General features: G+C 58.0%; 21 protein-coding genes and 1 other annotated feature (1 of these 22 running past the window's edge). Of the genes, 18 read left to right on the forward strand and 3 right to left on the reverse strand.

Annotated features, from left to right (window positions below):
• Window positions 1-74 (forward strand) — a binding site (T-box leader) (it extends 234 nt beyond the left edge of the window).
• A gap of 98 nt (window positions 75-172) precedes the next feature.
• The gene (locus AC6ROY_RS18065; RefSeq protein ID WP_500101964.1) at window positions 173-1777 is read left to right on the forward strand and encodes a 2-isopropylmalate synthase; all 1605 of its coding nucleotides are present in this window, start codon (window positions 173-175) and stop codon (window positions 1775-1777) included.
• 574 nt (window positions 1778-2351) lie between these two features.
• On the opposite strand, the gene AC6ROY_RS18070 is transcribed toward AC6ROY_RS18065, so the two are convergent.
• Window positions 2352-4328: an ABC-F family ATP-binding cassette domain-containing protein gene (locus AC6ROY_RS18070; protein WP_500101965.1), complete on the reverse strand. Its 1977-nt coding sequence runs from the start codon at window positions 4326-4328 to the stop codon at window positions 2352-2354.
• 318 nt (window positions 4329-4646) lie between these two features.
• On the opposite strand from AC6ROY_RS18070, the gene AC6ROY_RS18075 reads away from it, so the two are divergent.
• The 11 genes from AC6ROY_RS18075 (at window position 4647) to AC6ROY_RS18125 (ending at window position 12642) form a co-directional block, all read left to right on the forward strand.
• On the forward strand, window positions 4647-5279 hold the full coding sequence (locus tag AC6ROY_RS18075) for a 5-formyltetrahydrofolate cyclo-ligase (RefSeq protein ID WP_500101966.1): 633 nt from the start codon (window positions 4647-4649) through the stop codon (window positions 5277-5279).
• Window positions 5276-5809, forward strand: coding sequence for a cyclic pyranopterin monophosphate synthase MoaC (gene moaC, locus AC6ROY_RS18080; protein ID WP_500101967.1), 534 nt, complete (start codon window positions 5276-5278; stop codon window positions 5807-5809). Before AC6ROY_RS18075 ends, moaC begins: the two co-directional genes overlap by 4 nt.
• 33 nt (window positions 5810-5842) lie before the next feature.
• The gene (locus AC6ROY_RS18085) at window positions 5843-6343 is read left to right on the forward strand and encodes a MogA/MoaB family molybdenum cofactor biosynthesis protein (protein WP_500101968.1); all 501 of its coding nucleotides are present in this window, start codon (window positions 5843-5845) and stop codon (window positions 6341-6343) included.
• Entirely contained in the window at window positions 6333-7337 is a 1005-nt protein-coding gene (locus tag AC6ROY_RS18090; protein WP_500102058.1) for a molybdopterin-binding protein, read from the forward strand. The genes AC6ROY_RS18085 and AC6ROY_RS18090 overlap by 11 nt, the downstream gene beginning before the upstream one ends.
• A 63-nt stretch (window positions 7338-7400) precedes the next feature.
• Window positions 7401-7943: a twin-arginine translocase TatA/TatE family subunit gene (locus tag AC6ROY_RS18095; RefSeq protein WP_500101969.1), complete on the forward strand. Its 543-nt coding sequence runs from the start codon at window positions 7401-7403 to the stop codon at window positions 7941-7943.
• Window positions 7944-7988: 45 nt separating this feature from the next.
• Entirely contained in the window at window positions 7989-8732 is a 744-nt protein-coding gene (tatC, locus tag AC6ROY_RS18100; RefSeq protein WP_500101970.1) for a twin-arginine translocase subunit TatC, read from the forward strand.
• A 211-nt stretch (window positions 8733-8943) separates the two neighbouring features.
• Window positions 8944-9906 (forward strand): Rpn family recombination-promoting nuclease/putative transposase, encoded by a 963-nt coding sequence (locus AC6ROY_RS18105; RefSeq protein WP_500101971.1) that lies wholly within the window; start codon window positions 8944-8946, stop codon window positions 9904-9906.
• A 67-nt stretch (window positions 9907-9973) separates the two neighbouring features.
• Window positions 9974-10624: a hypothetical protein gene (locus tag AC6ROY_RS18110; RefSeq protein WP_500101972.1), complete on the forward strand. Its 651-nt coding sequence runs from the start codon at window positions 9974-9976 to the stop codon at window positions 10622-10624.
• 26 nt (window positions 10625-10650) lie between these two features.
• The gene (locus tag AC6ROY_RS18115) at window positions 10651-11118 is read left to right on the forward strand and encodes an SRPBCC family protein (protein ID WP_500101973.1); all 468 of its coding nucleotides are present in this window, start codon (window positions 10651-10653) and stop codon (window positions 11116-11118) included.
• 15 nt (window positions 11119-11133) lie between these two features.
• A complete protein-coding gene (locus tag AC6ROY_RS18120; RefSeq protein WP_500101974.1) occupies window positions 11134-11484 on the forward strand; it encodes a hypothetical protein in 351 nt (116 codons plus the stop codon).
• Between the two features lie 123 nt (window positions 11485-11607).
• Window positions 11608-12642 (forward strand): leucine-rich repeat domain-containing protein, encoded by a 1035-nt coding sequence (locus AC6ROY_RS18125; RefSeq protein WP_500101975.1) that lies wholly within the window; start codon window positions 11608-11610, stop codon window positions 12640-12642.
• A gap of 222 nt (window positions 12643-12864) precedes the next feature.
• Here AC6ROY_RS18125 and AC6ROY_RS18130 read toward each other — a convergent pair whose 3' ends face one another.
• The gene (locus tag AC6ROY_RS18130; protein ID WP_500101976.1) at window positions 12865-13632 is read right to left on the reverse strand and encodes a sugar phosphate isomerase/epimerase family protein; all 768 of its coding nucleotides are present in this window, start codon (window positions 13630-13632) and stop codon (window positions 12865-12867) included.
• Between the two features lie 112 nt (window positions 13633-13744).
• Window positions 13745-14623, reverse strand: a complete 879-nt coding sequence (locus tag AC6ROY_RS18135; RefSeq protein ID WP_500101977.1) for a YheC/YheD family protein — start codon at window positions 14621-14623, stop codon at window positions 13745-13747.
• Between the two features lie 171 nt (window positions 14624-14794).
• On the opposite strand from AC6ROY_RS18135, the gene AC6ROY_RS18140 reads away from it, so the two are divergent.
• The 6 genes from AC6ROY_RS18140 to AC6ROY_RS18165 all read left to right on the forward strand — a co-directional run bounded on the left by AC6ROY_RS18140 (window position 14795) and on the right by AC6ROY_RS18165 (window position 23080).
• Window positions 14795-16120 carry a phenylacetate--CoA ligase family protein gene (locus AC6ROY_RS18140; RefSeq protein ID WP_500101978.1) on the forward strand — a complete coding sequence of 442 codons (1326 nt, stop codon included), beginning with the start codon at window positions 14795-14797 and terminating at the stop codon, window positions 16118-16120.
• A complete protein-coding gene (gene sbnA / locus AC6ROY_RS18145) occupies window positions 16117-17106 on the forward strand; it encodes a 2,3-diaminopropionate biosynthesis protein SbnA (protein ID WP_500101980.1) in 990 nt (329 codons plus the stop codon). The genes AC6ROY_RS18140 and sbnA overlap by 4 nt, the downstream gene beginning before the upstream one ends.
• Window positions 17103-18083 (forward strand): 2,3-diaminopropionate biosynthesis protein SbnB, encoded by a 981-nt coding sequence (locus AC6ROY_RS18150; RefSeq protein WP_500101981.1) that lies wholly within the window; start codon window positions 17103-17105, stop codon window positions 18081-18083. Before sbnA ends, AC6ROY_RS18150 begins: the two co-directional genes overlap by 4 nt.
• Before the next feature lie 297 nt (window positions 18084-18380).
• Window positions 18381-19625 (forward strand): WD40/YVTN/BNR-like repeat-containing protein, encoded by a 1245-nt coding sequence (locus AC6ROY_RS18155; RefSeq protein WP_500101982.1) that lies wholly within the window; start codon window positions 18381-18383, stop codon window positions 19623-19625.
• Window positions 19626-19835: 210 nt separating this feature from the next.
• Complete coding sequence (locus AC6ROY_RS18160) at window positions 19836-22415, forward strand: J domain-containing protein (RefSeq protein ID WP_500101983.1); 2580 nt, start codon at window positions 19836-19838, stop codon at window positions 22413-22415.
• Window positions 22403-23080 (forward strand): DUF1266 domain-containing protein, encoded by a 678-nt coding sequence (locus tag AC6ROY_RS18165; RefSeq protein ID WP_500101984.1) that lies wholly within the window; start codon window positions 22403-22405, stop codon window positions 23078-23080. Before AC6ROY_RS18160 ends, AC6ROY_RS18165 begins: the two co-directional genes overlap by 13 nt.
• Window positions 23081-23275 lie beyond the last annotated feature (195 nt).

Genomic DNA, 23275 nt, shown 5'->3' on the forward strand with positions numbered 1-23275 from the left:
CACGACTGTCAGGAACGCCAGTCCAACAAGAGTGGTACCGCGGCATTGGCCCTATACAGCCTGTCGTCTCTTATTCCAAAGAGACGCGGGCTTTTTTTGTTGAAATTTCACCGTCAATTATCTGAACGTCAATGATTATCATCCATTTTCCAATCTCAAGGAGGTTATTTCCATGGAACATCAGCAAACCCAATCCGCAAACGCAGCCCGTATCTATCGTCCGGTCACGATTTTCGACACCACGCTGCGCGACGGCGAGCAAGCGCCTGGCGCAACGTTGACGCCTGCGCAGAAAATCGTCATTGCCCGCCAGCTGGCGAAGCTGGGCGTCGATGTGATCGAGCCGGGCTTCCCGATTTCCAGCCCCGGCGATTTCGCCGCTGTTCAGCAAATTTCCCGCGAGCTGCAGACGGTTGAAATTTGCGGCTTCGCCCGCGCCGTCCGAGCGGATCTGGATGCGGCGATCAAGGCGACGCAGGACGCAGGTCGGCGCAGGCTGCATATGTTTTTGTCCTCGTCTACGATACATCTGGACTTTCAGCTGAAAAAGTCGCGTCAGCAGGTTGTGGCGCTCGCCCGCGAGATGGTTGCGTACGGGAAGCAGTTTGTCGATGAGTTTGAGTTTTCGCCGATGGATGCGACGCGGACAGGCGATGAGTTTTTGTTCGAGGTGATTGAGGCGGTCATTGAGGAGGGCGCAACGATTATCAACATCCCGGATACGGTTGGCTACGCGCTGCCGGAGGAATACGGCGCCATGTTTACGCGTGTGATGCAGCAGGTACGCGGCGCGGACGGGGTCAAGTTCAGCGCGCATTGCCATAATGATCTCGGGTTGGCCGTAGCGAACAGCCTGGCGGCGATAAAGGCGGGCGTCAGTCAGGTCGAGGTGACGGTGAACGGTGTCGGCGAGCGGGCGGGCAACTGCTCGCTGGAGGAGCTGGTCATGGCGCTGGAAACGCGGAAGGAGACGATGAGGGTCGAAACACGCGTGCAGCCTGCGCATATTTTTGCCACGAGCCAAATGGTCAGCCGGGCGATGAGCTTCCCGATTGCGTTTAACAAGCCGATTGTCGGCCGCAACGCATTTCAGCATGAAGCGGGCATTCATCAGGATGGGCTGCTGAAAAACCGCAATACGTATGAAATTATGGACCCGGAAGCGCTGGGTATTCCGCGCAGCATGATTATTCTCGGCAAGCATTCCGGACGCCATGCGATTAAGCACCGGGTCAGCGAGCTGGGTGTTGAGCTGGACGGCGAGCAGATGGAAAGCTTCTACGCGGCGTTCAAGGAGATGGCCGACCGGCAGAAGGTTGTCCACGATCATCAGTTGCTTGAGCTGGTCGGGGCGACGGTAAATCGGGTGCTGGAGCCGTTTACGCTGACATCGGTTCAGGTTGTGACCGGAGATGCGGGGCATCGCGTCGCTTCGTGTACGATTCGGAACGAAGCGGACGGACGAGAGCAGGTGTATATCGGAACGGGCGACGGGCCGGTCGAGGCTGTTGTCTCGGGGATTAAGCAGGCGCTGCCATTTGCAGCCGAATTCGCCGATCTGGAGCTGTATTCGCTGTCGTCCGGCGAGGAAGCAAGCGGCGAGGCGATCGTGACTGTCCTGGCGCATAGGCAATCGTACCGCGGCGTATCGGCGCAGCGGGATATTATATTGGCTGCGGCCCATGCGTTTATGGCTGCGTGCAATCAGGCGGCGCGGGATGCGGCGGTTGTCCAGACTCTGGAGGCTGGGACGCCAAGTACGGTTTCGCAAGCTTAAAGGGATTAAACGAGGATTGGAGGTTGTGGATAAATGTTATCCACAACCTCTGTGTATAATGTGGGTAACTCAAGAAAATCCGCTGAAATCAAGGAGATTGGCAGCAAGCCTGTCTCTGTAAGGTCGAATAACTTTGCCGATAAAAAACTGTGGATAATGGGTATAATTTTGTGGATTTCCACACAAATACAGAGATTTCAAGGAAAACTGACAAATTTCGCTGGGGATAAGGCTGTGGATATCAAGATTAAAGGTCGAGTTATACACAATTTGGTAACTATTCATCATTTTAGCTGGTTCATGAAACAAATGGTACGTTATTGAGAATGCTGCGTTGCTTGGAAAAAGGGCAGTCGAAATACCCCCGGCTTGCTGCGCAAGCAGCCGGAGGTATGAGCTTTCGAAGCCGGGAGAGCTGAGCGTAAACCTTTCCCGCAGTATAGGCGGGTTCGCTTGAACGAGCGCAGCCTGGTTGCGGGACGTACATGCGGGACGTTCAGAGCGCGTAAGCGAGACGCGGCTTGGCAGGCGCATTAGCGGTCCAGCCGCCCGGCCTGCCTGTAGATAGCGGCCGCTACTCGGCCAACTGCTCCCATTGCTCGTAACAGGAAGCCAGCTCCTGACGCTTCGCTTCAATCAGCGCGTTTTTCTGCTGGACGAGCACGTAGTCGTTGAACACTTCAGGCAGCGCCAGCTCTTCCTCCAGTGCGGAAACGTCCGTTTCCAGCTGCGCGATCTGCGTTTCCAGCTGCTCCAGCTTACGCTGGCGGTTTCGCTCCTCGCGCTTCGCTTGCTTGCCCGATTCATAAGGGTTGGATGCACCGCTGTCCTGCCCGGCCGCTCCCGGCTTTTCCGTGCTCTTGGATCCGGCGCTGCCGCCTGCGGCTGATCGCTTGGCCGCTTCCAGAGCGAGCCGCTGCTGCTCCATTTCCGCCAGCTCCAGCTTTTTCTCGACATAATCGTCGTAATTGCCCAAATAAGTCGTAATGCCGTCAGAAGCCAGCTCCAGCATATGCTCCGCCATCTTGTTGAGGAAATACCGGTCATGGGAAATAAACAGCAGGGTGCCTTCATAGTCGATCAGCGCCGATTCCAGCACTTCCTTTGAAAACAGATCGAGATGGTTGGTCGGCTCATCAAGAATAAGCACATTGGCATTGAGCAGCATCAGCTTGGCCAAGGATACACGGGCTTTTTCGCCGCCGCTGAGCGCGCTGATTTTTTTGAACACATCCTCGCCGCTGAACAGGAAGCTGCCGAGCACGGTCCGCACCCGGGCCTCCTCCAGATGCGGGAAGGCGTTCCACACCTCTTCAAGCACCGAATGGGTTGGGGTTAGTCCGGTCTGCTCCTGATCGTAATAGCCGATCTTCACATTGGCGCCCCATTGATACGTGCCCCGGTCTTGGGCATGCTGACCGATCAGCGTGCGCAGCATCGTCGTTTTGCCGATGCCGTTCGGGCCGATCAGAGCTGCGGTGTCGCCCCGGCGGAGCTGAAAGGAGGCGCCCTGCACAAGCGGATGGCGTCCGTCGTAGGAGAGGGACAAGCCGCGGACATCGAGTACCTCGCGGCCGCTCGGCGCCTCGACCTCGAACGAAAAGCTGGCACGCTTCAGATCGCCGAGCGGCTTGTCGAGCCGGTCCAGCTTATCCAGCGCCTTGCGGCGGCTTTGAGCCCGCTTGGTAGTGGAAGCGCGCGCAATATTGCGCTGGACGAACTCTTCCATTTTTGTAATTTCGTCTTGCTGCTTCTCGTATTGCTTGAGCTCAATTTCGTAATTCGCCTGCTTTAGCTCGACGTACCGCGTGTAATTGCCCGTATAGCGCCTGGATGAGGTACGTTCAATCTCATAAATGGCATCGACGAGCGCATCAAGAAAATATCGGTCATGGGAGACGACCAAAATTGCCCCGGGATACGAGCGCAAATATTGCTCCAGCCAGGTCAAGGTCTGAATGTCCAGATGGTTGGTCGGCTCGTCCAATAGCAGCAGGTCTGGCGCTTCAAGCAGCATTTTAGCCAGCGCAAGCCGGGTTTTCTGCCCGCCGCTGAGCGCCTGCACCGGAGTCGCCGGGTCCATCTGGCCGAAGCCCATCCCGTTCAGAATGCCGCGTACCTTCGCTTCCACCTCATAGCCGCCTGACGCGCGGAAAACGTCGGACAGCTCGGCGTAACGCCGCATCGTGTCTTCGGTTTTTTTCTCGTCGTCCAGCACCTCGGCATCAGCCATTCGCGCTTCCAGCCGCCGCAGCTCCGCTTCCATCTCCAGCACTCCGGCAAATACGCTGAGCAGCTCGTTCCACATCGAGCGGTCGGAATGCAGCCCCGAATTTTGCTTCAGGTAGCCGATTTTTGTTTCCTTCGATTTAAACAGGCTGCCGCTGTCATAGGACAGCTCTCCTGCAATGATCTGCAGCAGCGTAGATTTTCCCGCCCCGTTGACCCCGACCAGCCCGATTCGTTCACGCGGCTCGATTTGCAGCGTGATCTGAGAGAGCACGCTTGTTACGCCGTAGCTCTTGGCGATATTGCTGACTTGCAAAAGCATAAGTATAAATCCTCCCTGATGCACCCGAGGTTACGTGTAGTAGACACAATTGGTTTTAGTGTAGCATAAATTGCCGTTTTTTTCGATTTTAGCGATGGAAACTTACCTATTATTATTGGCTGTGTGGAGAACAGGCGGCGACAAGCTCCTCGGGCCAACCCGGGCGGATGGGGCGGCCAGCGGCGGGCGTTTCCGGCGAACGCTTTTTTTTATCGAGTATTTATTGTAAACTGAATGAAAATGGTATTAAGACTTGCAAAACGGAACTTGTTCCCTGCCTGCAAAATTTTTATCGCTTCGTGAAAAGAGGCCGTTCCTATGAATATAAAAGAGAAAAAAATTGAACTGAGGCGGCAAGCCGAGGCGGTGCGTTCCAGGATCGGTGAGGAGGAGCGTCAGCGCAAGTCCGCAGAAATCAGCAGTAAACTGATCGCAAGGCTGGAGGAATTGATGCGTCCCGACCCGTCGGTCCGCCGTAAGCCCACCTTGTTCGCTTATATGCCTGTGAAGTCGGAGGTTGATGTGACAGCCGTGCTGGAAGCATGCTGGAAGCGCCCGTGGCGTGTTGTTGTGCCTAAGGTTGTTCCTGCCCATAAGCAGCTGAAGCTGTTTGAAATCAAGTCCTACGCCGATCTGGAGCGGGGAACGTGGGGCATCCGCGAGCCGATTGCGAAGGCTCCCCAGCTTTTTGATATACGCCAGATTGACGTCGCGCTGGTTCCGGGTCTGGCTTTTGACCTGAAGATGGGGCGTCTCGGCTACGGCGGCGGTTTCTACGACCGCTTTATGCAGCAATACGTGCGCACGGGGCTGCCCAAGCCGTACATTGTGGCGGCATCCTTCGAGGAGCAAATTATTGACGAGGTGCCGATGGGGCTGTTTGACTTCCGGACGAACGAGCTGGTCACGGAGTCGCGTCGCATTTTGGAGGGAGGCATTGAAATCCGATGACCTATGAGCGTCAAGCTGCCGCGGAGCAGCCGGAGCATGGGGCGGGGGAGCCGCGGCTCACCCACTTTAACCGGCAGGGCCGGGCCAATATGGTCGATATCAGCGCCAAGCAGGAGACATCCCGTTCAGCGACGGCGCGTACGACTGTAACGATGAAGCCGACTACGCTGGAGCTGATTCAGCAGGGCCGGATCGGCAAGGGCGATGTGCTGGCTGTCGCCCAGGTTGCCGCTGTGATGGCCGCCAAAAAAACGTCTGACTGGATTCCGATGTGCCATCCGCTTTCCCTCACCGGCGTCGACGTGGTGTTCACCGACAATGGCGAGGACGAGCTTTATATCGAAGCAACCGTGAGAACGAAAGGGCAAACCGGCGTCGAGATGGAGGCGTTGACGGCAGTCTCGGCCGCCGCGCTGACGGTGTACGACATGTGCAAGGCGGCGGAAAAATCCATGCAGATCGGACCGACGCTGCTGCTGGCGAAATCCGGCGGTAAAAGCGGCGATTACAAGATGCAAGCCGAAGGATAGGCTGATGCGATTTAATCGGGGAGGAGTAGGCTCATGCGCTGGAAAGTGGCAATATTGACCGCAAGCGACCGGGGTTCGCGCGGGGAACGGGAAGATACGAGTGCTCAAGTTATTCGGGAACTGATCGAGGAAGAAATGCATGGCGAAATCATCGAATATCGGATTGTGCCGGACGAGAAGGACGAAATTATGGCTGCGCTGATCGAAATGACCGATTATTTCAAAGCCGATCTCATCATTACGACAGGCGGAACGGGGCTGGCCGTGCGCGATGTGACTCCGGAGGCGACGCTGGAGGTCATTGAACGACAGGTGCCGGGCCTGGCCGAGGCAATGCGGTTGTATTCCATGCAGAAGACGCGTCGCGCGATGCTGTCGCGTGCGATCTGCGGTATCCGGGGGCGCTCGTTGATTGTGAATTTGCCCGGCAGTCCGAAGGGCGTATCCGATAATTTATATGCGATTATGGATCAATTGCCGCATGCGCTCGGCATTTTGTCCGGGAGCGAGGGCGAGCATGGAGATGAAGCCTGAACGTATGCTGAAGGAAGTCGCGGTTGAGCAGGCGGTCGGGCTTGTGCTTGCGCATGACCTGACCCAGATTCTCCCCGGACAGTTCAAGGGCCGACTGTTCAAAAAAGGCCACGTGATCCGCGAGGAGGATATTCCGGCGCTGCTTAGCATCGGCAAGGAGCATATTTATACGCTTCAGCTGCAGCACGGCTATCTGCATGAGGATGACGCCGCGCTGCGGCTCGCGCAGGCTGCGCAAGGGACATATGTGGAGCTGACCGCTCCCCATGAAGGGAAAATTTCACTGAAATCGACCATTTCCGGCTTGGCGCAAATCGACAAGGAGCGGATCGACCGGGTTAACGCGCTGGATCAGGTGATTATGTCCACAATCCGGTCGAACACGGTCGTCAAGTCCGGACAAGCGTTGATGAGCACGCGGGTTATTCCGCTGGTCATCGAGGAGCAGCGGGTTGCGGCAGCGGAAGCGATTGCGGCAGCCGTCGATTTCCCGTTGATTGAAGTAAAGCCGTTCCGCCGATTGCGGGCCGGACTCATTACGACCGGCAGCGAGGTGTTTAAGGGACGGATTCAGGATAAATTTGGCCCGGTTGTCAAGGCGAAGCTGGAGGCGCTTGGCTCCGAGGTGATCGAGCAGCGGTTCGCTCCTGACGACAGCGCGGTCATCGTTGCTGAAATTCGGCGTTTTCTTGATGAAGATCGGGCAGACCTGATTTTGGTCACGGGCGGTATGTCGGTTGATCCGGATGACCGGACGCCGGGTGCGATCAAGCAGGCCGGTACGGACATCGTCAGCTACGGGACGCCGATGCTGCCGGGCTCAATGCTGCTGGTCGGCTATTTGCAGGGTGTGCCGGTGATGGGCTTGCCCGGCTGTGTGATGCATGATCCGCATACGTCCTTCGATGTGCTGCTGCCGCTGATCTGCGCTGGCGAGACGATCGTCCGGCAGCATATTACGGAGCTGGGCTACGGCGGCTTGCAGAGCTGTTAACAGCTCTGCAGCGTCGGCGTGGTGGTTTGTAACAAATCAAGCTATAGAAAGGTCGCGAGGCCGATGTTTGGCAATATTGGAGCTTCTGAGTTTATTCTGATCGCCGTTGTTGCTCTCCTTGTCTTCGGACCGGACAAGCTGCCCGAAATCGGCCGCAAGGTGGGCGGCATGATCAGGGAGTTCAAGCAGGGAGCCCGCGAGCTGCTGCAAGATGAGCCGTCGGCCGAACGTAAAGAGGCGGCTCCGTCGGCAAACGCGCCGGAGCCGCCGCTTGCTGTTGCTCCGGCGTCCGATGACCGGGAGGCCGCATCGGGACTGGCCGGGCCTGGGCGAGCTTCTGTCGGCTCGCCGGGAACGGCCGACGAGTATCACGCCGACGATGGCTCCGGCGTTGCCGTGCAGGCCGAGGCTGCAGATGGGGCGTTAGCAGCGCCGCCTACCGCAGCCGGGACGCAGCCGGATGTTGGCTTGCCCCCCGCCGCAGCTGCAGCCCCTCATCCGGACCCGATAGGCGGATTCTCGCCGCCTCGCGAGGAGGCGCCGTCCGGCGGCCATGGCGAAGCGGCGCGAGGCACGCGCAGCAACCCGCGGCGGCTGCCGGATTAGTTCACTTCATGGAAAGGGCAGGTGAGTAGGGTGCAGGACGAGGGCATGACTTTAGTAGAGCATCTCACAGAGCTGCGCAAGCGGATTATCTGGATCGTCGTCGTCTTGATCGTTGGCATGGCCATCGGTTTATTCACAGCCAATCCATTGATTACGCTGTTGAAGACGGTACCTCCGGCAAACGGTATCAACTGGAACGCCTTTTCGCCGTGGGACCCGTTAAAGATGTATATGAACTTTGCGCTCGTCACGGGGCTGCTGCTGACGCTGCCGTTTACCTTGTTCCAGCTGTGGGCGTTTCTCAAGCCGGGACTGCGCGAGGTGGAGCAGAAGGCGTCGCTGATGTACGTGCCTTTTGCCTTCCTGATGTTTTTGCTCGGCCTGGCGTTTGGCTACTTTATCGTGTTTCAGATGGCGTTTATTTTCACCACCTCAATCGCTAAAAGCTTGCAGCTCAGCGAAACGTATGGCATTGCGCAATATTTCGGCTTTATGTTTAATATTATTTTACCGATTGCTCTTGTGTTCGAGCTGCCGATTGTGGTGATGTTTCTGACCAAAATTCGTCTGCTGAATCCGAAGCTGCTCCGTAAAATCCGCAGGTTCGCGTACTTGATTCTCGTGATCATCTCGACGATGATTACGCCGCCGGATGCGATTTCGGCGATTGTCGTCGCTGTGCCGATGATTATTTTGTACGAATTCAGCGTCTACTTATCGGCAAATATTTACCGCAAGCAGCAGCTCCAGGATGCAGCCTGGGAGAAGGACGCGAGGCCCGTCGAGTGACGGGCTTTTTTTCGTGTAATTCGTGTAAAATGAAGCGAATACATCATGTTCGTTCCGGAGTTCGCTCGTTCTGGCCGGTGAACGGTATGCTGGAGGAGCGAATCGAACGGATGTTTCATTTTCATCACTCATGACGTATACTTGAAGAAGAAGAGGCCCCGTCGGGAGTGATGCCGGTATTCATCATCAGCATGACAAGGCTTACAAGCTGTTGCTGTCGAGCAAGCGCGTGTTTCATGAGCTGCTGCAAAGCTTTGTGGAGCGTGACTGGGTGGAGCGGATCGACGAGCAGCATTTGGTCAAGGTGGACAAATCGTACATTTTGCAGGATTTTCGTGAGAAGGAAGCAGATCTGGTGTATCGGCTGAATATGCGGGAGCGACCGGTTATTTTCTATGTGCTGCTGGAGATGCAGTCCAAGGTCGATTTCCAGATGCCGTACCGGCTGCTGCAATATATGATGGAGATTTGGCGGGATGTGCTGAAAAATACGGGTGCGAAGGAAGCGGCGAGGAAAGAGTTTCGTCTTCCGGCGATCGTGCCGATGGTGCTGTATAATGGCGAGTCAGAGTGGACGGTAGCGAAAAGCTTTCGGGAGACATTGGCCGGCGAGGAAGAATTCGGTGAAGAATTGCTGGACTTTCGTTATATCCTGATTAACGTCGCGGAATATACGGAGGAGCGTCTGCTGGAATTGTCGAATTTCATCGGCTCGATTTTTTTGCTGGACAGGAAGCGGGGCATCTACGATTTCGTGGAGCAGCTGGAGCAATTGGGCGACGTGCTGGAGCGGATGCATGCGGACTTATTCCCGTTGTTCCGCACATGGCTGAAGCTGATCACCCATCACGGATTGTCCGAAGCAAGCAGACAGCGGGTAAGCAGCCTGGTGGACGAATACGAGCAGCCTGGGGAGGTTAAGGCGATGATATCAAGATTCGAGAAGGAGTTCGAAGGCTTCGAGTTCAAGGCGTTGCAGCGCGGAATCGAGCAAGGACTGGAGCAAGGACTGGAGCAGGGTCTGGAGCAGGGTTTAGAACAAGGAATGCTGAAGGCGAAGCTGGAGGTGGCGCTGAATCTTCTGCGAAAAGGGCTGGACTGCGCAACCATTTCCGAGGCAACGGGTTTGGAGCTTATGAAGGTTGAGCAGCTAAAGGAGAAGCTGCAGCTGTAGTGTAGCCAAAGCCCAGTCATTCATCAAGCGTCTGTGCAGATGCCAAGCTGCTGCAGGCGCTTTTAACTTGGAGCTTGGGCTATCCAAGAAAATTAGCACAGCTGTACCTGCCGAAAGCCATAGAAATGAGGAGATCGGATTGAACTTATGCATAAACATAAAGCCTGCGGCAGCGCTGCCGGTGTTGTTGCTGGCTGTGCTGCTGGCAGGCTGCGGGGCGGCTTCGTCCCAAGAGGCGACACAACCTGTGGCAGCATCAGCGGGTTCAGCAACGGCAGCGGGCGAAGCGTCGCCCAAAACACCGCAGCTGACCGCAGAGGAAGAGGCGAAGCCAAGCCAAGGGTTGGATTTGCTGGAGTCCAAAGGCTTGAACAACATGGAGACCCTGGATTGGGATCAGGTTCATCTTTCCAAAAAGGACTTCAAACGTATGCTGGATGACATGTCCAAACCTGCGTCTGGTGAAAAATCAATTCTGCAAAGCATCTCGATGCCCGACGACACTACCATCGAGATGGTTTTGGATACATCCGGGCAGGGCGGTGCATTTACCGGCAAGCTGGCCGTTGCCATGTTTGACCCCATCCTCCGCCAGCTCTACATTCACTCTGATTTCTACCAGAAAGAACGCCAGCCCTTAATCCGCTTTAAGGATACGACTGACGCTGTGCTTGCGGAGAATAAAGATTTTGTACAGAAAAAGACGGGCAGCAAATAGCTGGACGGGAGGGACAGGCCATCATTGTGATCCAAACGGCAACGCGGATCGACGCGCCGATTCGGCTTTGCTTCGATCTGGCGTGTGATCTGAGGCTGCATACGGAGACGGTATGGCCGCATACGCGGGAGCGAATCGTCGAAGGCCCAGCTTCAGGGCTTGTGGAGCCGGGGGCGATGATCACCTTTGAGGCGACTCATTTCGGAATCTGTCAGCGGCTCACTGCCAAAATTACCAGCTATGAGCCTCCGCACCTGTTCGTCGATGAGATGATCAGCGGAGCGTTCCGCAGCTTGCGGCATACGCATGCTTTTGTCGAAGAAGATGGCCGGACTGTCATGACGGATACGCTGGAGCTGTCGGCTCCGCTTGGCGTGCTTGGATGGGGGGCGGAGCGGGTCATATTGCGAAGATATATGGAAGCTTTTCTCGTTAGCCGGAACCGTCGGTTTAAAGAGGCCGTTGAGCAGCGCTGCAGGGAGTCTAGAGGATAGAGGGGAATGAGACGAATGAAAGCATGTTACCGCCCGGTAGGGCTAGGGGAAATGAAGCTGATTCTGGATGCGGAGCTGAAGGCGTTCCCGCCCCGACTGCCGGAGCAGCCGATTTTTTATCCGGTGCTGAATCAGCCTTATGCAGAGCAAATCGCCGCCGAGTGGAACACGAAGGACAAATTTTCAGGCTACGTCGGATTTGTGCTGGAGTTTGAGGTGAAGCGTCCGTTTATTGATGCTTACCAGGAGAAGCAGGTTGGTGCCAGCCAGCATCGGGAGCTTCATAAAGCCTGCCAATCTGAAGGAGAGCTGCTTCTGCGTAAGCTGGAGGCAATGCCTGCCAGATCGAGCTATGAACTTGTGTGATCCGGCTGCACTTGGATAACGGATGATTTATGCCAGCCCCGTGCAACTATTGGAAGAAGCGGCTCTTCTAAAACACCGACATTGCTTTTGAAGCACAAGTCTGGATAGAAATGGAGCTGTGGCATGCCTCAATTGATGCTGAAAATCATAAATAATCCTTCGGGTGAAGGCTATCGCCGACTTATTGACTACGCGATCCAACATGCCGCGATGTTTGTGCTGGCTGAACGCTACCAGTTGGACCGGGGCAAGCAGCACCGCGAGCTGCTGCGCAAGCTGCGGCCGTATTTGTTGAAGACGTACGAAAGCGGCGTCGTGATGGGCGTAAATTCAATTGGTTATTCCTACGAAGACATGATCTATGTGTATCGCTGCTGCTCGGAGGCGGGCGAGCTGTTGAAGGAAGCAGCGTCCAGCTTGTTCGACTGGCAGCATCCGCAGCTGCCGGAGGACCTTGGCTTCTGGGACGAGCAGGAGCGGGATTGGCTGATAAATGTTGCCCACGAACGAATGGCGGGACTGCGAGCGGCTCATGCGGATGCGCCCAGACTGCGCGAGGAGCTACGGGGCGTTTTTTTGCGCAGCTCGTTTAATGAGGGGCTGGACGAATATTTGGCGGATGCGTTGCATCACGGAGCGGATCGGCTGAATATCAGCGGCTATCACCTGCAGGAGCTGCCGGATGCGATCGGCAAGATCAAGACGCTCAAGTCGCTGAACATTTTCGAGCAGGATGTACGCAGGCTGCCTGTCAGCTTGTTCGAGCTTCCAGAGCTGGAGGAGCTGACGATCTATACGGCTGATCTGGAGGGGCTGCCACCGGAAATCGGCCGTCTGACGAACCTGCGGCAATTGACGATCGGCTGCTGCAGCTATGACCGTTTTCAGCCCGGCCAGCCGAAAATTGCGATCGAGGATGTGGCGTTGAAGGAGCTGCCGCCGGAGATCGGCCAGTTGACGAAGCTGAAATCCCTCAGCATTCGGGCGACGGGTCTGCGTCGGCTGCCGCCCGAGCTGGCGCAGCTCAAGCAGCTGCAGGGGCTTGACTTGAGCCGCAACCAGCTGGAGGAGCTGCCGCGCGACTTGCTGAAGCAGCTGCGGCAGCTGCGCTATAAGTCATTTGACGGGAACCCTTTCTCTGAAAATGGTCGGAGCTGAGGGGACAGGATAGAGGCACGCTGCCGTCTCCTCTGCATGGAGCTTTTCCCTAAGAGGCTATAAGCGTCACAAGTGCGAATAGACAGGCTCTTGAGGCAAGTAAAGTTACGCTTATAAAATGACCCCCCTGCCTGGCTAGGCAGGGGGGATTGGCGATGAATCGCGCGTTGTACGGAGGATGGTCTGTCGCCTGCGAATCCGACGGGGGCAGGTCAGCCGCAGCTAACCAAGCGCCAACTGTTGCAAATAACGATAGCTGATCGCCAAGCTGTCGAACGGATCTCGACGGCATTGGTCCTGCTCGACGACGTACCACTCAACGCCGGTCTGGCGACAAGCCTCAAGGATGGCCGGCCAGTTCAAATTGCCTTGTCCAATTTCAGCAAACGTCTGCTGATCCTCCACGATTTCCATATCCTTCAGATGCACGACCTGCATCCGCCGATTTACCTTATGCACCCAATCGACCGGATTGGCCCCGCCTGCCTGTACCCAATACAAATCCAGCTCGAAGCCAAAAGCGGGATCGGCTCCGTGCTCCAGCAGCACGTCCATGCCGGTACGGTCTCCGAATTTCTGAAACTCAAACCGGTGGTTATGATACACAAATTGCAAGCCATGCCGCGCCAGCTCTGCCCCGATTACTGAAAATTCCTCGGCCAGCCGGATGTACCCCTCCTCGCTGGAACGATAGCCTTGGGGCATGGAGCCAAGGCCGACATAGCTGCACTCCCAAAGCTTGTGCTCACGGATGACGGCGGGCAAATCACGGGTCAGCCGATCGTACGAAATATGGGTGGCGCAGACGGTCAATCCGATTTCGGCGGTAAGCTGGCGCAGCTTCTCCGGTTCAATCGGCCCCATGCCTGAAACTTGAATTGCGTCATAACCGATTTCCTTCACACGACGCAGTGTCGTTGCGATGTCCTCCGGGGTTTTGAGAAAATCTCGCAGCGTGTACAGTTGGGCAGCGATACTGGCTTGTTTCATAGTCCATCACCTTTCCCTGTGTGGAAGTTATCTCATTCAGTGTACCACGTTAAGGGGAAAGGCATTTTATCGAGGTTAGCGGATCGTGCGGGTTCATTTAACTGTGCTTGACCTAGTTTCCGGAAAATGGGTGGTCCGCGTTGTCTGAAGCTGCCGTCGGTCTGTCTGCTGCCTGGACAGTCGCCTGCCTGGCTCGCTTTGCTCGGGACGGAGCTTTCCTCGCTTTTAGACAATTGAGGCAATAACGTCGTCCGTAGGCACGGCCATAAGCGACAATTTTACGGACAATCGCCGGGTCAGCGAGCTTCGTAAAGGGGCAGGGGTCCGGTTTCGTATTGACCTCCAGTATCCACGGCTTCAGGCGGCGATCAACCGCGATATCCAGACCCAGCTCATGCATGGCCGGATAGGAACGGCTGAATTCGGCTGCGGTCCACTGGGCCAGCCGCTTCATCAGCTGAAGCAGACGGTTCGTTTTACGGCTGCCAAACGTAGGCGTCAGCAGCGCGGCCGGAGCAAAAATCGTCCCCCCCTGACTGCCGTTGGTGACGGCTTTTCCCCGCGGGGCGACACGGGCGGCAATGCCTGTGCAAATCCAGCGGCCGGAGCGGTTTTTTTGAATCACCACGCGGAAATCAAACGGTCTGCCTTCGTGTCGCAGCATACGAATTCCTTGCTGGATCAAATAAGGCCGTGAGCCGAGCCGGGCTTCAAGCGCTCGCAGCAGCTGCCCGGAGGAGGAGAACGTTGCTCGGCTTAGGCCGCTTTGCAGCCGGAAGCCGGAAGCCAGCCGCTCAACCTTCATGACACCGATTCCCAGCGAGCCGCGGTCGGGCTTTACATAGATCATGTGCTGCCGTCGGAGAGCAACGACCAGTTCGGGTGCGGAAAACCGCTGCGTGGCGGGTATATACGGAGCCAGCTTCGGGTTGCGCAGCACGAGATTCGTTTTTTGCAGCTTGCTTGATATATATTTCAGCTTACTACTCATGTCATGGCCTCACTTTCCTGGTTTGCAAATGGGCGTAAGACGTTGCAGGCTGTATTGTTGCTATCATACGAGGCAAAGGCGGCGAATGTGAACGTCGGCCGGGCAGGCTGCATAGGCTGTAGCAATGATCGGAGCCGCAGGGCGGCTTGCATGAAAGGGAGTGCGGCACAGATGCGCCAGCATGCGGACGAAGATGAGGCGTTCCAGTCAGCGCTTGAGCAAGCGATGGAGCAGACGCTGCGGAATTTCCCGTGGTATGAGTCGTGGAGCGGGCTGCAGCGGTTCCATGGGAAGCAGGGAGTCGTGACGGTTCAGTCGGGTCAGCATTCCCCGGCGCAGCTAAACGGGCCGCAGGGAGAACCTCCGCTGCTTACGGCGGCGGTACTCGACGCGTTTTATTATACGGAGGACAATGAGCTGGCCCGGCAGCCGTCCATAAATTGTTATCGAACGTCGGGTACGAGCACGGGCAGACGCAAGACGATTTTTTATTCGCCGTCTGACGAGACGGCTTATTTGCAGATCAAATTAAACGTATTCCGCGACATATTGGGTACATCCGCTTACCGCAGCGCGTTGGCTGATCTCGGAACCGGCCATGCGGAGGCAACGGCGGTTGAGGTGTTTCGCCAGTTGGGCATGCAGGTTGAATCATTGCCCTTTCAGCTGCCGATTGAGCGCCATCTCGAACGGCTGGAGAGCTTCCGTCCGGAGGTTTTGTATACGATGCCGTCGATTTTGGACCGTATTTTGCTCGCTTCTCCCCATCCGGACGAATATGGGATTCGGCACATCATGCTGGTCGGGGAAATGGCTTCGCCCGCCTGGAGGCAGCGTGTCGCGGAGCGGATGAGGCTTCCTCTGGAATGCGTCACGGACACGTACGGTTCCATCGAAATCGGGACCATCGCCTATTACGCGCACAAGTACGGCCGGTATTTGCTTGCCGATGGACTTGTTGCCGAGGGCGCTGGCGTGGAGCAGGTGATGGCCGACGCAGCATGGCGGGAAATGATGGAGCCAGCGGTCAATGAGGAGCAGGTGCTGGTGCTGACCTCTACCGTAAGGGTTGCTTTTCCGGCGGTGCGTTACGTGACATATGATGTGGTACGGGACTTGCGTCCCATTCAGGTTGATGGCGTCTGGCGGCAAAGCTTCCAGTCCATCGTCAAGCGCATCGGCCCCGATCTGAAGCATGGCGAGAAGATCAGCCTGTACGATATTGAGGAGGTCGTTTGCCGCTCGCTGCAGTCGTCGAGCCTGCGGGTGAAGGTTATCGGCAACCGCTTACAGGTGAGGGTGTTCGGTCCGCATGTGTCTGAGGCTGCGCTGGAAGGCATTCGTTGTGACTTGCAGCGGAAAATTCCGGAGATCGGCGGCATGATCAGCTCCGGCTTGCTGGAGGCCATTGAGGTGGTGGCCGGCGAATCCGGCGATTCGCAGCTGCGGGGTACGGTGAAGGGCAAACGAGTGAGCTACGAGGAGGAGCGGGCATGAGGCTTGAAGGAGGTTTGGCCGATGCGATCGGGCATACGCCGTTGGTCCGGCTGGAGCGGTTGTTCGCAAATATGCCGCTGGCCGTTTACGGGAAGCTGGAATGGATGAATCCGGGCGGCAGCGCCAAGGATCGGCCCGCTTTGTATATGCTGCGGGAGGCGATCCGGCGCGGCGAGCTGAGCCGGGACAGTGTCGTGATCGAATCCAGCTCAGGCAATTTGGCAATCAGCTTGGCGCAGCTTTGCTGCAAGCTTGGCTTGCGGTTTATTTGTATCGTCGATCCGCGGACGACGGAGCAGCACAAGCGGATTATTCGCAGCCTGGGGGGAGAAATCGAGCTGGTGACGGAGCCGGATGCGCAGACGGGCGAGTTTTTGCCTGCCCGCATTCGGCGGGTACGCGAGCTGCTGCAAACGGTGCCGCACGCATTCTGGACGAATCAATACGGGAATCCGGATAATGGCCGGGCGCATGCGGAAACGACGATGGCAGAAATTGTCGAACAGCTGGGACGGGTCGATTATGTGTTTTGCGGCGTCAGCTCCTGTGGTACGATCGGGGGCTGCCGAGAGCTGATCCGCGCCCGGGGCCTGACGACGCAGCTTGTTGCTGTCGACGCGGACGGCAGCGTGCTGTTTGGCGGTACGCCCGGTCCGCGCAAGCTGCCGGGGCTGGGCGCGGGCATGCTGCCCGATTTGCACCGGCAGGACGCGGCGGACCTGGTAGTGCGGGTGTCGGATGCAGATTGCGTGCGGGGATGCCGCGAGTTGGTCCGGCAGGAAGGCATATTGGCCGGGGCGTCCTCGGGTGGCGTCGTGTCGGCGGTGCAGCGGCTGGAGGGAAGCTTGCCGGAGGATGCGGTGTGTGTGCTGATTTTGCCCGACCGGGGCGAGCGTTACCTCGATACGGTCTATGATGACGCGTGGGTCAGACAAGAGCTGCACATGGAGCTGCGGGCTGCTGCAGGCGGAGGGCGGCTGCGATGATTTATTTGCATGACGGGCATATTCGCCAGCTTGGTATTGACTGGTCCCACTTGATCAGCCTGGTGGAAGGGGTCGTGCGGCTGGCCGAGCAGGGCGGCTGTGCGCATCCGCTCAAGCCGTATTTGCGATTCGGCGACCCGCAGAACCGGATCATTGCCATGCCCGCTTACGTAGGCGGCGATACGGGAATGGCCGGCATCAAATGGATCGCCAGCTTCCCAGGCAACGCCAGACGGGAGCGGCCGCTGCCGCGTGCGCACAATACGATTGTGCTCAATGATCCGCTCACCGGGGAGCCAGTTGCATTGCTGCGCAGCGGGCTGCTGAATGCCGTGCGGACGGCGGCCGTCAGCGGGGTTATGCTGCGCGCTTACACGGAAAGCCGTCAGCCGGATCGGCTGCAGCTCGGACTGATCGGCTGGGGGCCGGTCGGCCGTCTCCATCTGGAGATGTGCGCCAGCCTGCTCGGCGACCGGCTGGAGCGCGTCAGGCTGTGCGATATTCGAGGGATCGAGCCGGAAAGCATTCCGGAGGCGCTGCGCGGCATTACGGATATTGCGGACGATTGGCGGCCGCTGTACCGCAGCTCTCATGTTATCGCGACCTGCACGGTCGCCGACCGTCGCTACATCGACGAGCCGCCGCCGCGCGGGACGCTGCTGCTCCATGTGTCGCTGCGTGATTATGAACCGGCGAGCATATCCGCCTTGCGTGCGATCGTCGTCGATGATTGGCAAGAGGTATGCCGCGAGAATACCGATATTGAGCAGCTGCACCGGCTGTTAGGACTGGCGCAATCCGATGTTTGCACGTTGGCTGATGTCGTGTGCCGCGATGCGCTGGTCCGCTGGCCGGCGGATGAGCCGGTATTTTTTAATCCGATGGGGCTCGGCGTGTTCGACATTGCGATAGCGGCTTTCTACTGCCGACAGGCGCAGGCTTCGGGAGCGGGCGTTCGTCTGGAAACGGGAGATTGAGTGCGGGTACGGGGAGAGGTCGGCTTGACCTCTCCTTGCCAGCTGCTGAATTGGCGCAGTTAGATAGCTTGGCAGCTTAATAAGCGCAACTTCTGCGGGCGGGCATTCGTCTGAAAAGGGGGAGCGAGTGCGAGGGAAGGCCGGATTATGCCCGGACCAAGCTTCTCGGTGACAGGTAGTTTTTGGAGGGTTGTCCGTACCGCGCGGCAGCTGATTGGCGATCTCTTCATTTGGCTAATACTACTAGAGGCTCTAACCCCGACAAATAGACGAAAGCAACCGATGGAGGGAACCAACATGAGACCGATCTCACATACACTCAAAAGCTCGCTGCTGGCGGCTGGACTGCTGGCACTGGCAGCCTGCAGCAGCCCGGCCGCGGGTCAAACCGCGCAGACGCCGCCATCCGGCGACCCGCCAGCGGCAGTCGGTCAGTCATCCGGTTCAACGGCCGGGGGCGGCCAAAGCCAGCTGTCTGCCTCCAAACAGGCGTCGCCGGCTGCGCCTGCCCGGCAGCCGCAGCCGCTGCCTATGGGCAAGGTGACGGCGGTTCGGCTGGCCGATGCGCAGAAGGGCTGGGTCGGCGGCAACGGCTGGATTGCCCGGACGGATGACGGCGGCAAGCATTGGACCGGACAATACGAGGGGCCGGGACTGGTGCGTCAATTATTTGCACTGAACGACCGGCAGGCATGGGCGGTGCTTGCGGACAAGCCTGAATCGCAAGGCCCGTTTCGGCTGATCCGCACCGAATCCGGCGGGCAATCGTGGAAGGATGCCGGAACGGTGCCGAACGCGGGCTTTCTGCATTTTGTCTCGCTGACGGAGGGCTACAGCGCAGGTGCGAAAACCGTCGATGGCGGCAAAACGTGGACCAAGCTTGCTGTGCCTGCGCAGCTGGTTGGCGATCCGTATTTCCGCGGGGATGGAATCGGCTGGGCCGTGACACAGGGCGGCGATGAAATTCATATCCAGCGGACAAGCGATGGCGGTCATAGCTGGCAGACGGTGAACAAACGGGTGACCGCTGTCCCGGCGACCGGGGCGATCATCCGCTCGGCAGGCAAGGACGATGCCTGGATTGAGCTGGTCGGCGATTCCGGTATGTCGCAGACGTCCTATTCGCTGCTTCATACGAGTGATGCGGGCAAGCAGTGGCAGACGGTCATCGCTAATTCGACCGCGGGCGCGGGTCCTGCGCCAGGGATTCCGGGCGACCAGGCCCAAGGAAAAACAAACAACGGCTCCAAGCCTGGCCCGCTGTATGTCGTTAGTCCCGACGCAGCCTTCATGGGCGGTCAATGCCCGGCTTGCGACAAGCCGAATACGCTCGGCTGGACGAAGGACGGCGGAAAAACGTGGGTGAACGGCAAGCAGGAGCTGACCGGCTACGGCCCGGCGCTGCTGGCGATGGCGGATGCGAATCATGGCTGGTGGTTGACGACGGACAACACGGAGCCGTCCGTGTTGTACACGACCTCGGACGGCGGGCAAAGCTGGACGAAAGCCTATACCTTCGACAAGCCGGAGAACGGGATGTAAAGGAAAAAACGGCGGCATGCTGCGGAAAGGTCCGCAATGTGCGGGGCTTATAACGCAAACAGGTTTGGCGCTTAGCGTCAGGCTTGTTTGCGCTGTCGGGTGTTGCTTAGCTTTCAATTGTAAATTTTTAGCCGGGCAACCGATATAACATAAAGAAACCGGATGACTGTCTAATATGGAAGAGAATGAGCATGAGGAAGGAAGGTTAGGATGAACGAATGCTGGCGTGTATTGGAAATGGAGCCGACTTTACAAATTGCGGATATTAAACGGGCTTATGCGCGGATGCTGCGACTTCATCATCCGGAGCAAGACCCCGAGGGCTTCCAGCGGGTAAGAGCGGCCTACGAGCAGGCGCTGCAAGAAGCGCAGTTTATTCAACAGGCGCAGCCTCTGGCGGCTGCAAGCGAGCGGGATGCGGGACCGTCGCAGGAGGCGGCTGTGGATGACCGCCGGGAGGCGATTGCCAGCCGCATGCAGACGGCTGCCACATCCGCGCGGGGGACAGCTGCCGCGGAAAATGCCGAGACGTTGGCTGGCTCGATTGTCGTACAGCTGCAGCAGCTGTATGCCGATTTTCCGCGCAGAATTCAACCGGAGGCGTGGCGGGCTGTGCTGGAGCAGGACGAGATGTGGAGGCTGGAGGTCAAGGAGCTGGTGGATCGGCAGCTGCTGGCGTTTCTGCTGGAGCATGACCATGTGCCGCGGACTGTCTGGGAGCTGCTGGATGCTCATTTTAGGTGGACCGAGATGGACATGGAGCAGTACAGCCGTTATCCCGAGGACGAGTTGGACAGCCTTATCACCTGCATGAAGCGGCCATGGGCGCTTCGTTATGATGATCTCGTCCGGATGAAGGACAGGCAGGATGAATTTATTGACGCTCGCGAGTTGGCCCAGCTAGCGCTGATGCACGGAGAGCTGGAGGACGCGGGAATGTTCCTTCGTGCGGCTGCCGAGCTGTTCACTGATGATACCGACTTGCTGCGGCTGATTGGACAGTACGCGCTGCAAGGGGGGGATGCCGAGCAAGCGCTTGAAGCTTACAGCCGTATGCTAGAGCTGACACCCGGCGATCATGACGGCTTGCTGCAGCGCGGCGGCTTGCTGCTCCGTCTGGGGCGGGCCCACGAGGCGTTTTTTGATTTCCAGCGGGCGCTGGAGAGGCAGCCGGAGCATCTGACGGCGATCAGCGGGCTGGCGCAATGCTTTGCGGCGCTGGACAAGCTGGTGGAAGCGAAGTCTTTGCTCGAGCTGGCGCAGGAGCAGCATCCGTATGATGTGGACATCCGGCTTCGGCTGCTGGAGCTGAACAGGCGGCTGGCCCGAAGCTGGCAGGCTGAGCTGGAGCAGTTTCCGAACCGGCATGAGCGGCGCTTCGAGCTTGCCGAGCTTTATTTCGAGCTGGGGCTGGTTGAGGAGAGCTTCCGTACGCTGGAGCATCGGTCGAAGCAAACGGCGCTGCCTGTCGGTATGCATGTGCTGCTGGGACGCATTTATGCGCAGCAGGGCAAGCTGAAGCAGGCGATCGAAAGCTTCAGCCGTGCCTGGAAGCTGGCGAAGGAGCAAGGCTACAACGGTTACGAGGCACTGCTGTATCGCGGACAAGCTAATTTGCAGCGCGAGCAGCCTGATGCAGCACTGGAGGACTTCACGGCAGCGCTGGCGATGAACCGCTTTGATGCCAACCTGCTCCGCGCGCTGGCTGAGGCTTATTTGGCCAAGGAGCAGCACCTTGAACGGGGGCTGGAGCATACCGAAGCGGCGATTGCACTGGAGCCGGAGCATCTGGGCGGCTATGAGCTGCGGGCCCGCTGCCGCCACAGGCTGCGCCTGTATCGCGAGGCGGTCGCCGACTACGAGAAGGTTGTGGGGCATGACTACAGCGATGTGGTATCGTGGTTCCGCAAGGGAACGTGCCATGTTCATTTGCAGGAGTTCGAGCGGGCCAAGTCTGCGTTGAAAAAGGGGCTGGAATACGGGCGGAGCAATCTGGCGTATTACCAGCTTGCAGCGCTGCTAATGGCGGAAAGCAGCTACGACGAGGCGCTTGAGGTGCTGGAGGAGCTGATCGAGTATGATGACGAGGACCCGCTCGCGCATGTGTTGACCGGTGACGTTTACCGGGCGATGGGCGATCGGGACATGGCGCTGGAGACGTATGAAGAAGGACTCGAAGAGTTCGAGGATGACGAGGAGCTGATCCGGATGGTCGCCTTTATGTACGTGTCGAGCGATGAACGGGCAGAACGGGCAAAGGCCGCGCGTTTCCTCGGAGCTGATCTGGAGCATGCCTGGAGCTTGCGGGAAGCGCTCTGGCTTGGTGTCGAATGCAAGGCGTGGACATCGGCGCTTCCGATCGCCAGACAGCCGCGCTTTACCGGCGGAGATCGGGCCAATGAGCCGGTGATTCGCCTGTACAGCGGGATTGTGTTGTACCATAACGAGCAATACGGCGAGGCGGCTGAGCAGCTCAAGAAGGCGCAGGCTGGCGGCTTGCATGGATTGAGTGAGCATTATGCGAGTCTGACCTATTTCAAGCTCGATCAGAAGGAACAGGCGCTGCAATGGGCGCAGCTTGCCTGCCAGTCAGACCCCTCGCATACCGGTTATGCCGAAGCGCGTGCGCAGCTGGAGCAGCTTGTCGGCGGCAAGCGTTCGCTATTTGGCTTCCTGCGCCGCAAGCTGAACCGGGAGCCTGGCCCTGTTGAGGTGACGCGGCAGCATGAGCTGGATGATGTGCCCGCTTTTCATTACAGTCTGGAGGATGAGAACATATGGCATCATTAAAAAAAGCGGGCCAGCTCGGTCCGGTCGATCTCTGGTTTCGGGCGTTGGGGGCGGTGTTGGATGAAATGAACGGACTGGACGCGCGGAGCAGCTACGAGCTGGCTCGGACGCCGGACCAACTGGAAAGCCATGCGTACGGCTTAAAGCGCGACTGGGGCATCGAGTCGCGAGGGGACTTGCGCAGGGTACTGCGCGACTTGCGGGAAGGGGATGACGGTCACCGGGGCTCCTTCCAGCAGCTTCGCTCGCTGCTGTCATCGATGACGGAGGCCGAGCAGCTGGCGTATATCAAGCAGCTGTCGCCGCGCGCCGGGGAGCATACGAAGGCGCGAATCGTGCAGAATTACATGAACAGGCTGCCTGCGGCCGGGATCGCGGCCTGGGACTGGGGACGGTATGCCAACCTGTGCAAAAAAGGCGTATTCCTTGAATTTATCGGGGAAGAGGAGGCGCGGGAGCTGCTGCTGATGATTGGTCCGGACGCACAGCGCTCGTATGACGGCTGGCTCCAGTTTGGCGTCAGCTACTTGGTCGGTCGGCAATATTGGTGGAACAAGCTGACTCCTGAAAGCGCGGTTGAAAATGTCAGCTCGATGCAAAATCTGGTGACGCAAAACTACAGCCTGTGGCATCGGCTCGACTGGCATACGCCGTTAAGCCCTTGAATGGACGGCTTGACCAACCTCTGATGGCAAGGCAGGCGAGGTTGGTTGTGCTAACGAGCCAGGCGTTGCAGGCAGCGGGCTGTCAGTGTGACCGGGCATGGCATTGATGTGACGGCTTGCGTGAGCGCGAAAGTGCCGGAGGCTTACCTGCTGCCTGCGGGCAGCAAGGCAAGATCAGAAGCAAGCAAGATCAGA

This window comes from Paenibacillus sp. sg306046 (genome assembly GCF_059821225.1).

Excerpts from the sequence above, each read along its gene's own strand:
- AC6ROY_RS18155 (WP_500101982.1), top strand. The coding sequence starts at position 18,381 with ATGAGACCGATCTCACATACACTCAAAAGCTCGCTGCTGGCGGCTGGA.
- AC6ROY_RS18075 (WP_500101966.1), top strand. The coding sequence starts at position 4,647 with ATGAATATAAAAGAGAAAAAAATTGAACTGAGGCGGCAAGCCGAGGCG.
- AC6ROY_RS18090 (WP_500102058.1), top strand. The coding sequence starts at position 6,333 with ATGAAGCCTGAACGTATGCTGAAGGAAGTCGCGGTTGAGCAGGCGGTC.
- AC6ROY_RS18095 (WP_500101969.1), top strand. The coding sequence starts at position 7,401 with ATGTTTGGCAATATTGGAGCTTCTGAGTTTATTCTGATCGCCGTTGTT.
- sbnA (WP_500101980.1), top strand. The coding sequence starts at position 16,117 with ATGAGGCTTGAAGGAGGTTTGGCCGATGCGATCGGGCATACGCCGTTG.
- AC6ROY_RS18125 (WP_500101975.1), top strand. The coding sequence starts at position 11,608 with ATGCCTCAATTGATGCTGAAAATCATAAATAATCCTTCGGGTGAAGGC.
- AC6ROY_RS18135 (WP_500101977.1), bottom strand. The coding sequence starts at position 14,623 with ATGAGTAGTAAGCTGAAATATATATCAAGCAAGCTGCAAAAAACGAAT.
- AC6ROY_RS18070 (WP_500101965.1), bottom strand. The coding sequence starts at position 4,328 with ATGCTTTTGCAAGTCAGCAATATCGCCAAGAGCTACGGCGTAACAAGC.
- AC6ROY_RS18120 (WP_500101974.1), top strand. The coding sequence starts at position 11,134 with ATGAAAGCATGTTACCGCCCGGTAGGGCTAGGGGAAATGAAGCTGATT.
- AC6ROY_RS18085 (WP_500101968.1), top strand. The coding sequence starts at position 5,843 with ATGCGCTGGAAAGTGGCAATATTGACCGCAAGCGACCGGGGTTCGCGC.
- moaC (WP_500101967.1), top strand. The coding sequence starts at position 5,276 with ATGACCTATGAGCGTCAAGCTGCCGCGGAGCAGCCGGAGCATGGGGCG.
- AC6ROY_RS18065 (WP_500101964.1), top strand. The coding sequence starts at position 173 with ATGGAACATCAGCAAACCCAATCCGCAAACGCAGCCCGTATCTATCGT.
- AC6ROY_RS18150 (WP_500101981.1), top strand. The coding sequence starts at position 17,103 with ATGATTTATTTGCATGACGGGCATATTCGCCAGCTTGGTATTGACTGG.
- AC6ROY_RS18140 (WP_500101978.1), top strand. The coding sequence starts at position 14,795 with ATGCGCCAGCATGCGGACGAAGATGAGGCGTTCCAGTCAGCGCTTGAG.
- AC6ROY_RS18165 (WP_500101984.1), top strand. The coding sequence starts at position 22,403 with ATGGCATCATTAAAAAAAGCGGGCCAGCTCGGTCCGGTCGATCTCTGG.
- tatC (WP_500101970.1), top strand. The coding sequence starts at position 7,989 with ATGACTTTAGTAGAGCATCTCACAGAGCTGCGCAAGCGGATTATCTGG.
- AC6ROY_RS18160 (WP_500101983.1), top strand. The coding sequence starts at position 19,836 with ATGAACGAATGCTGGCGTGTATTGGAAATGGAGCCGACTTTACAAATT.
- AC6ROY_RS18130 (WP_500101976.1), bottom strand. The coding sequence starts at position 13,632 with ATGAAACAAGCCAGTATCGCTGCCCAACTGTACACGCTGCGAGATTTT.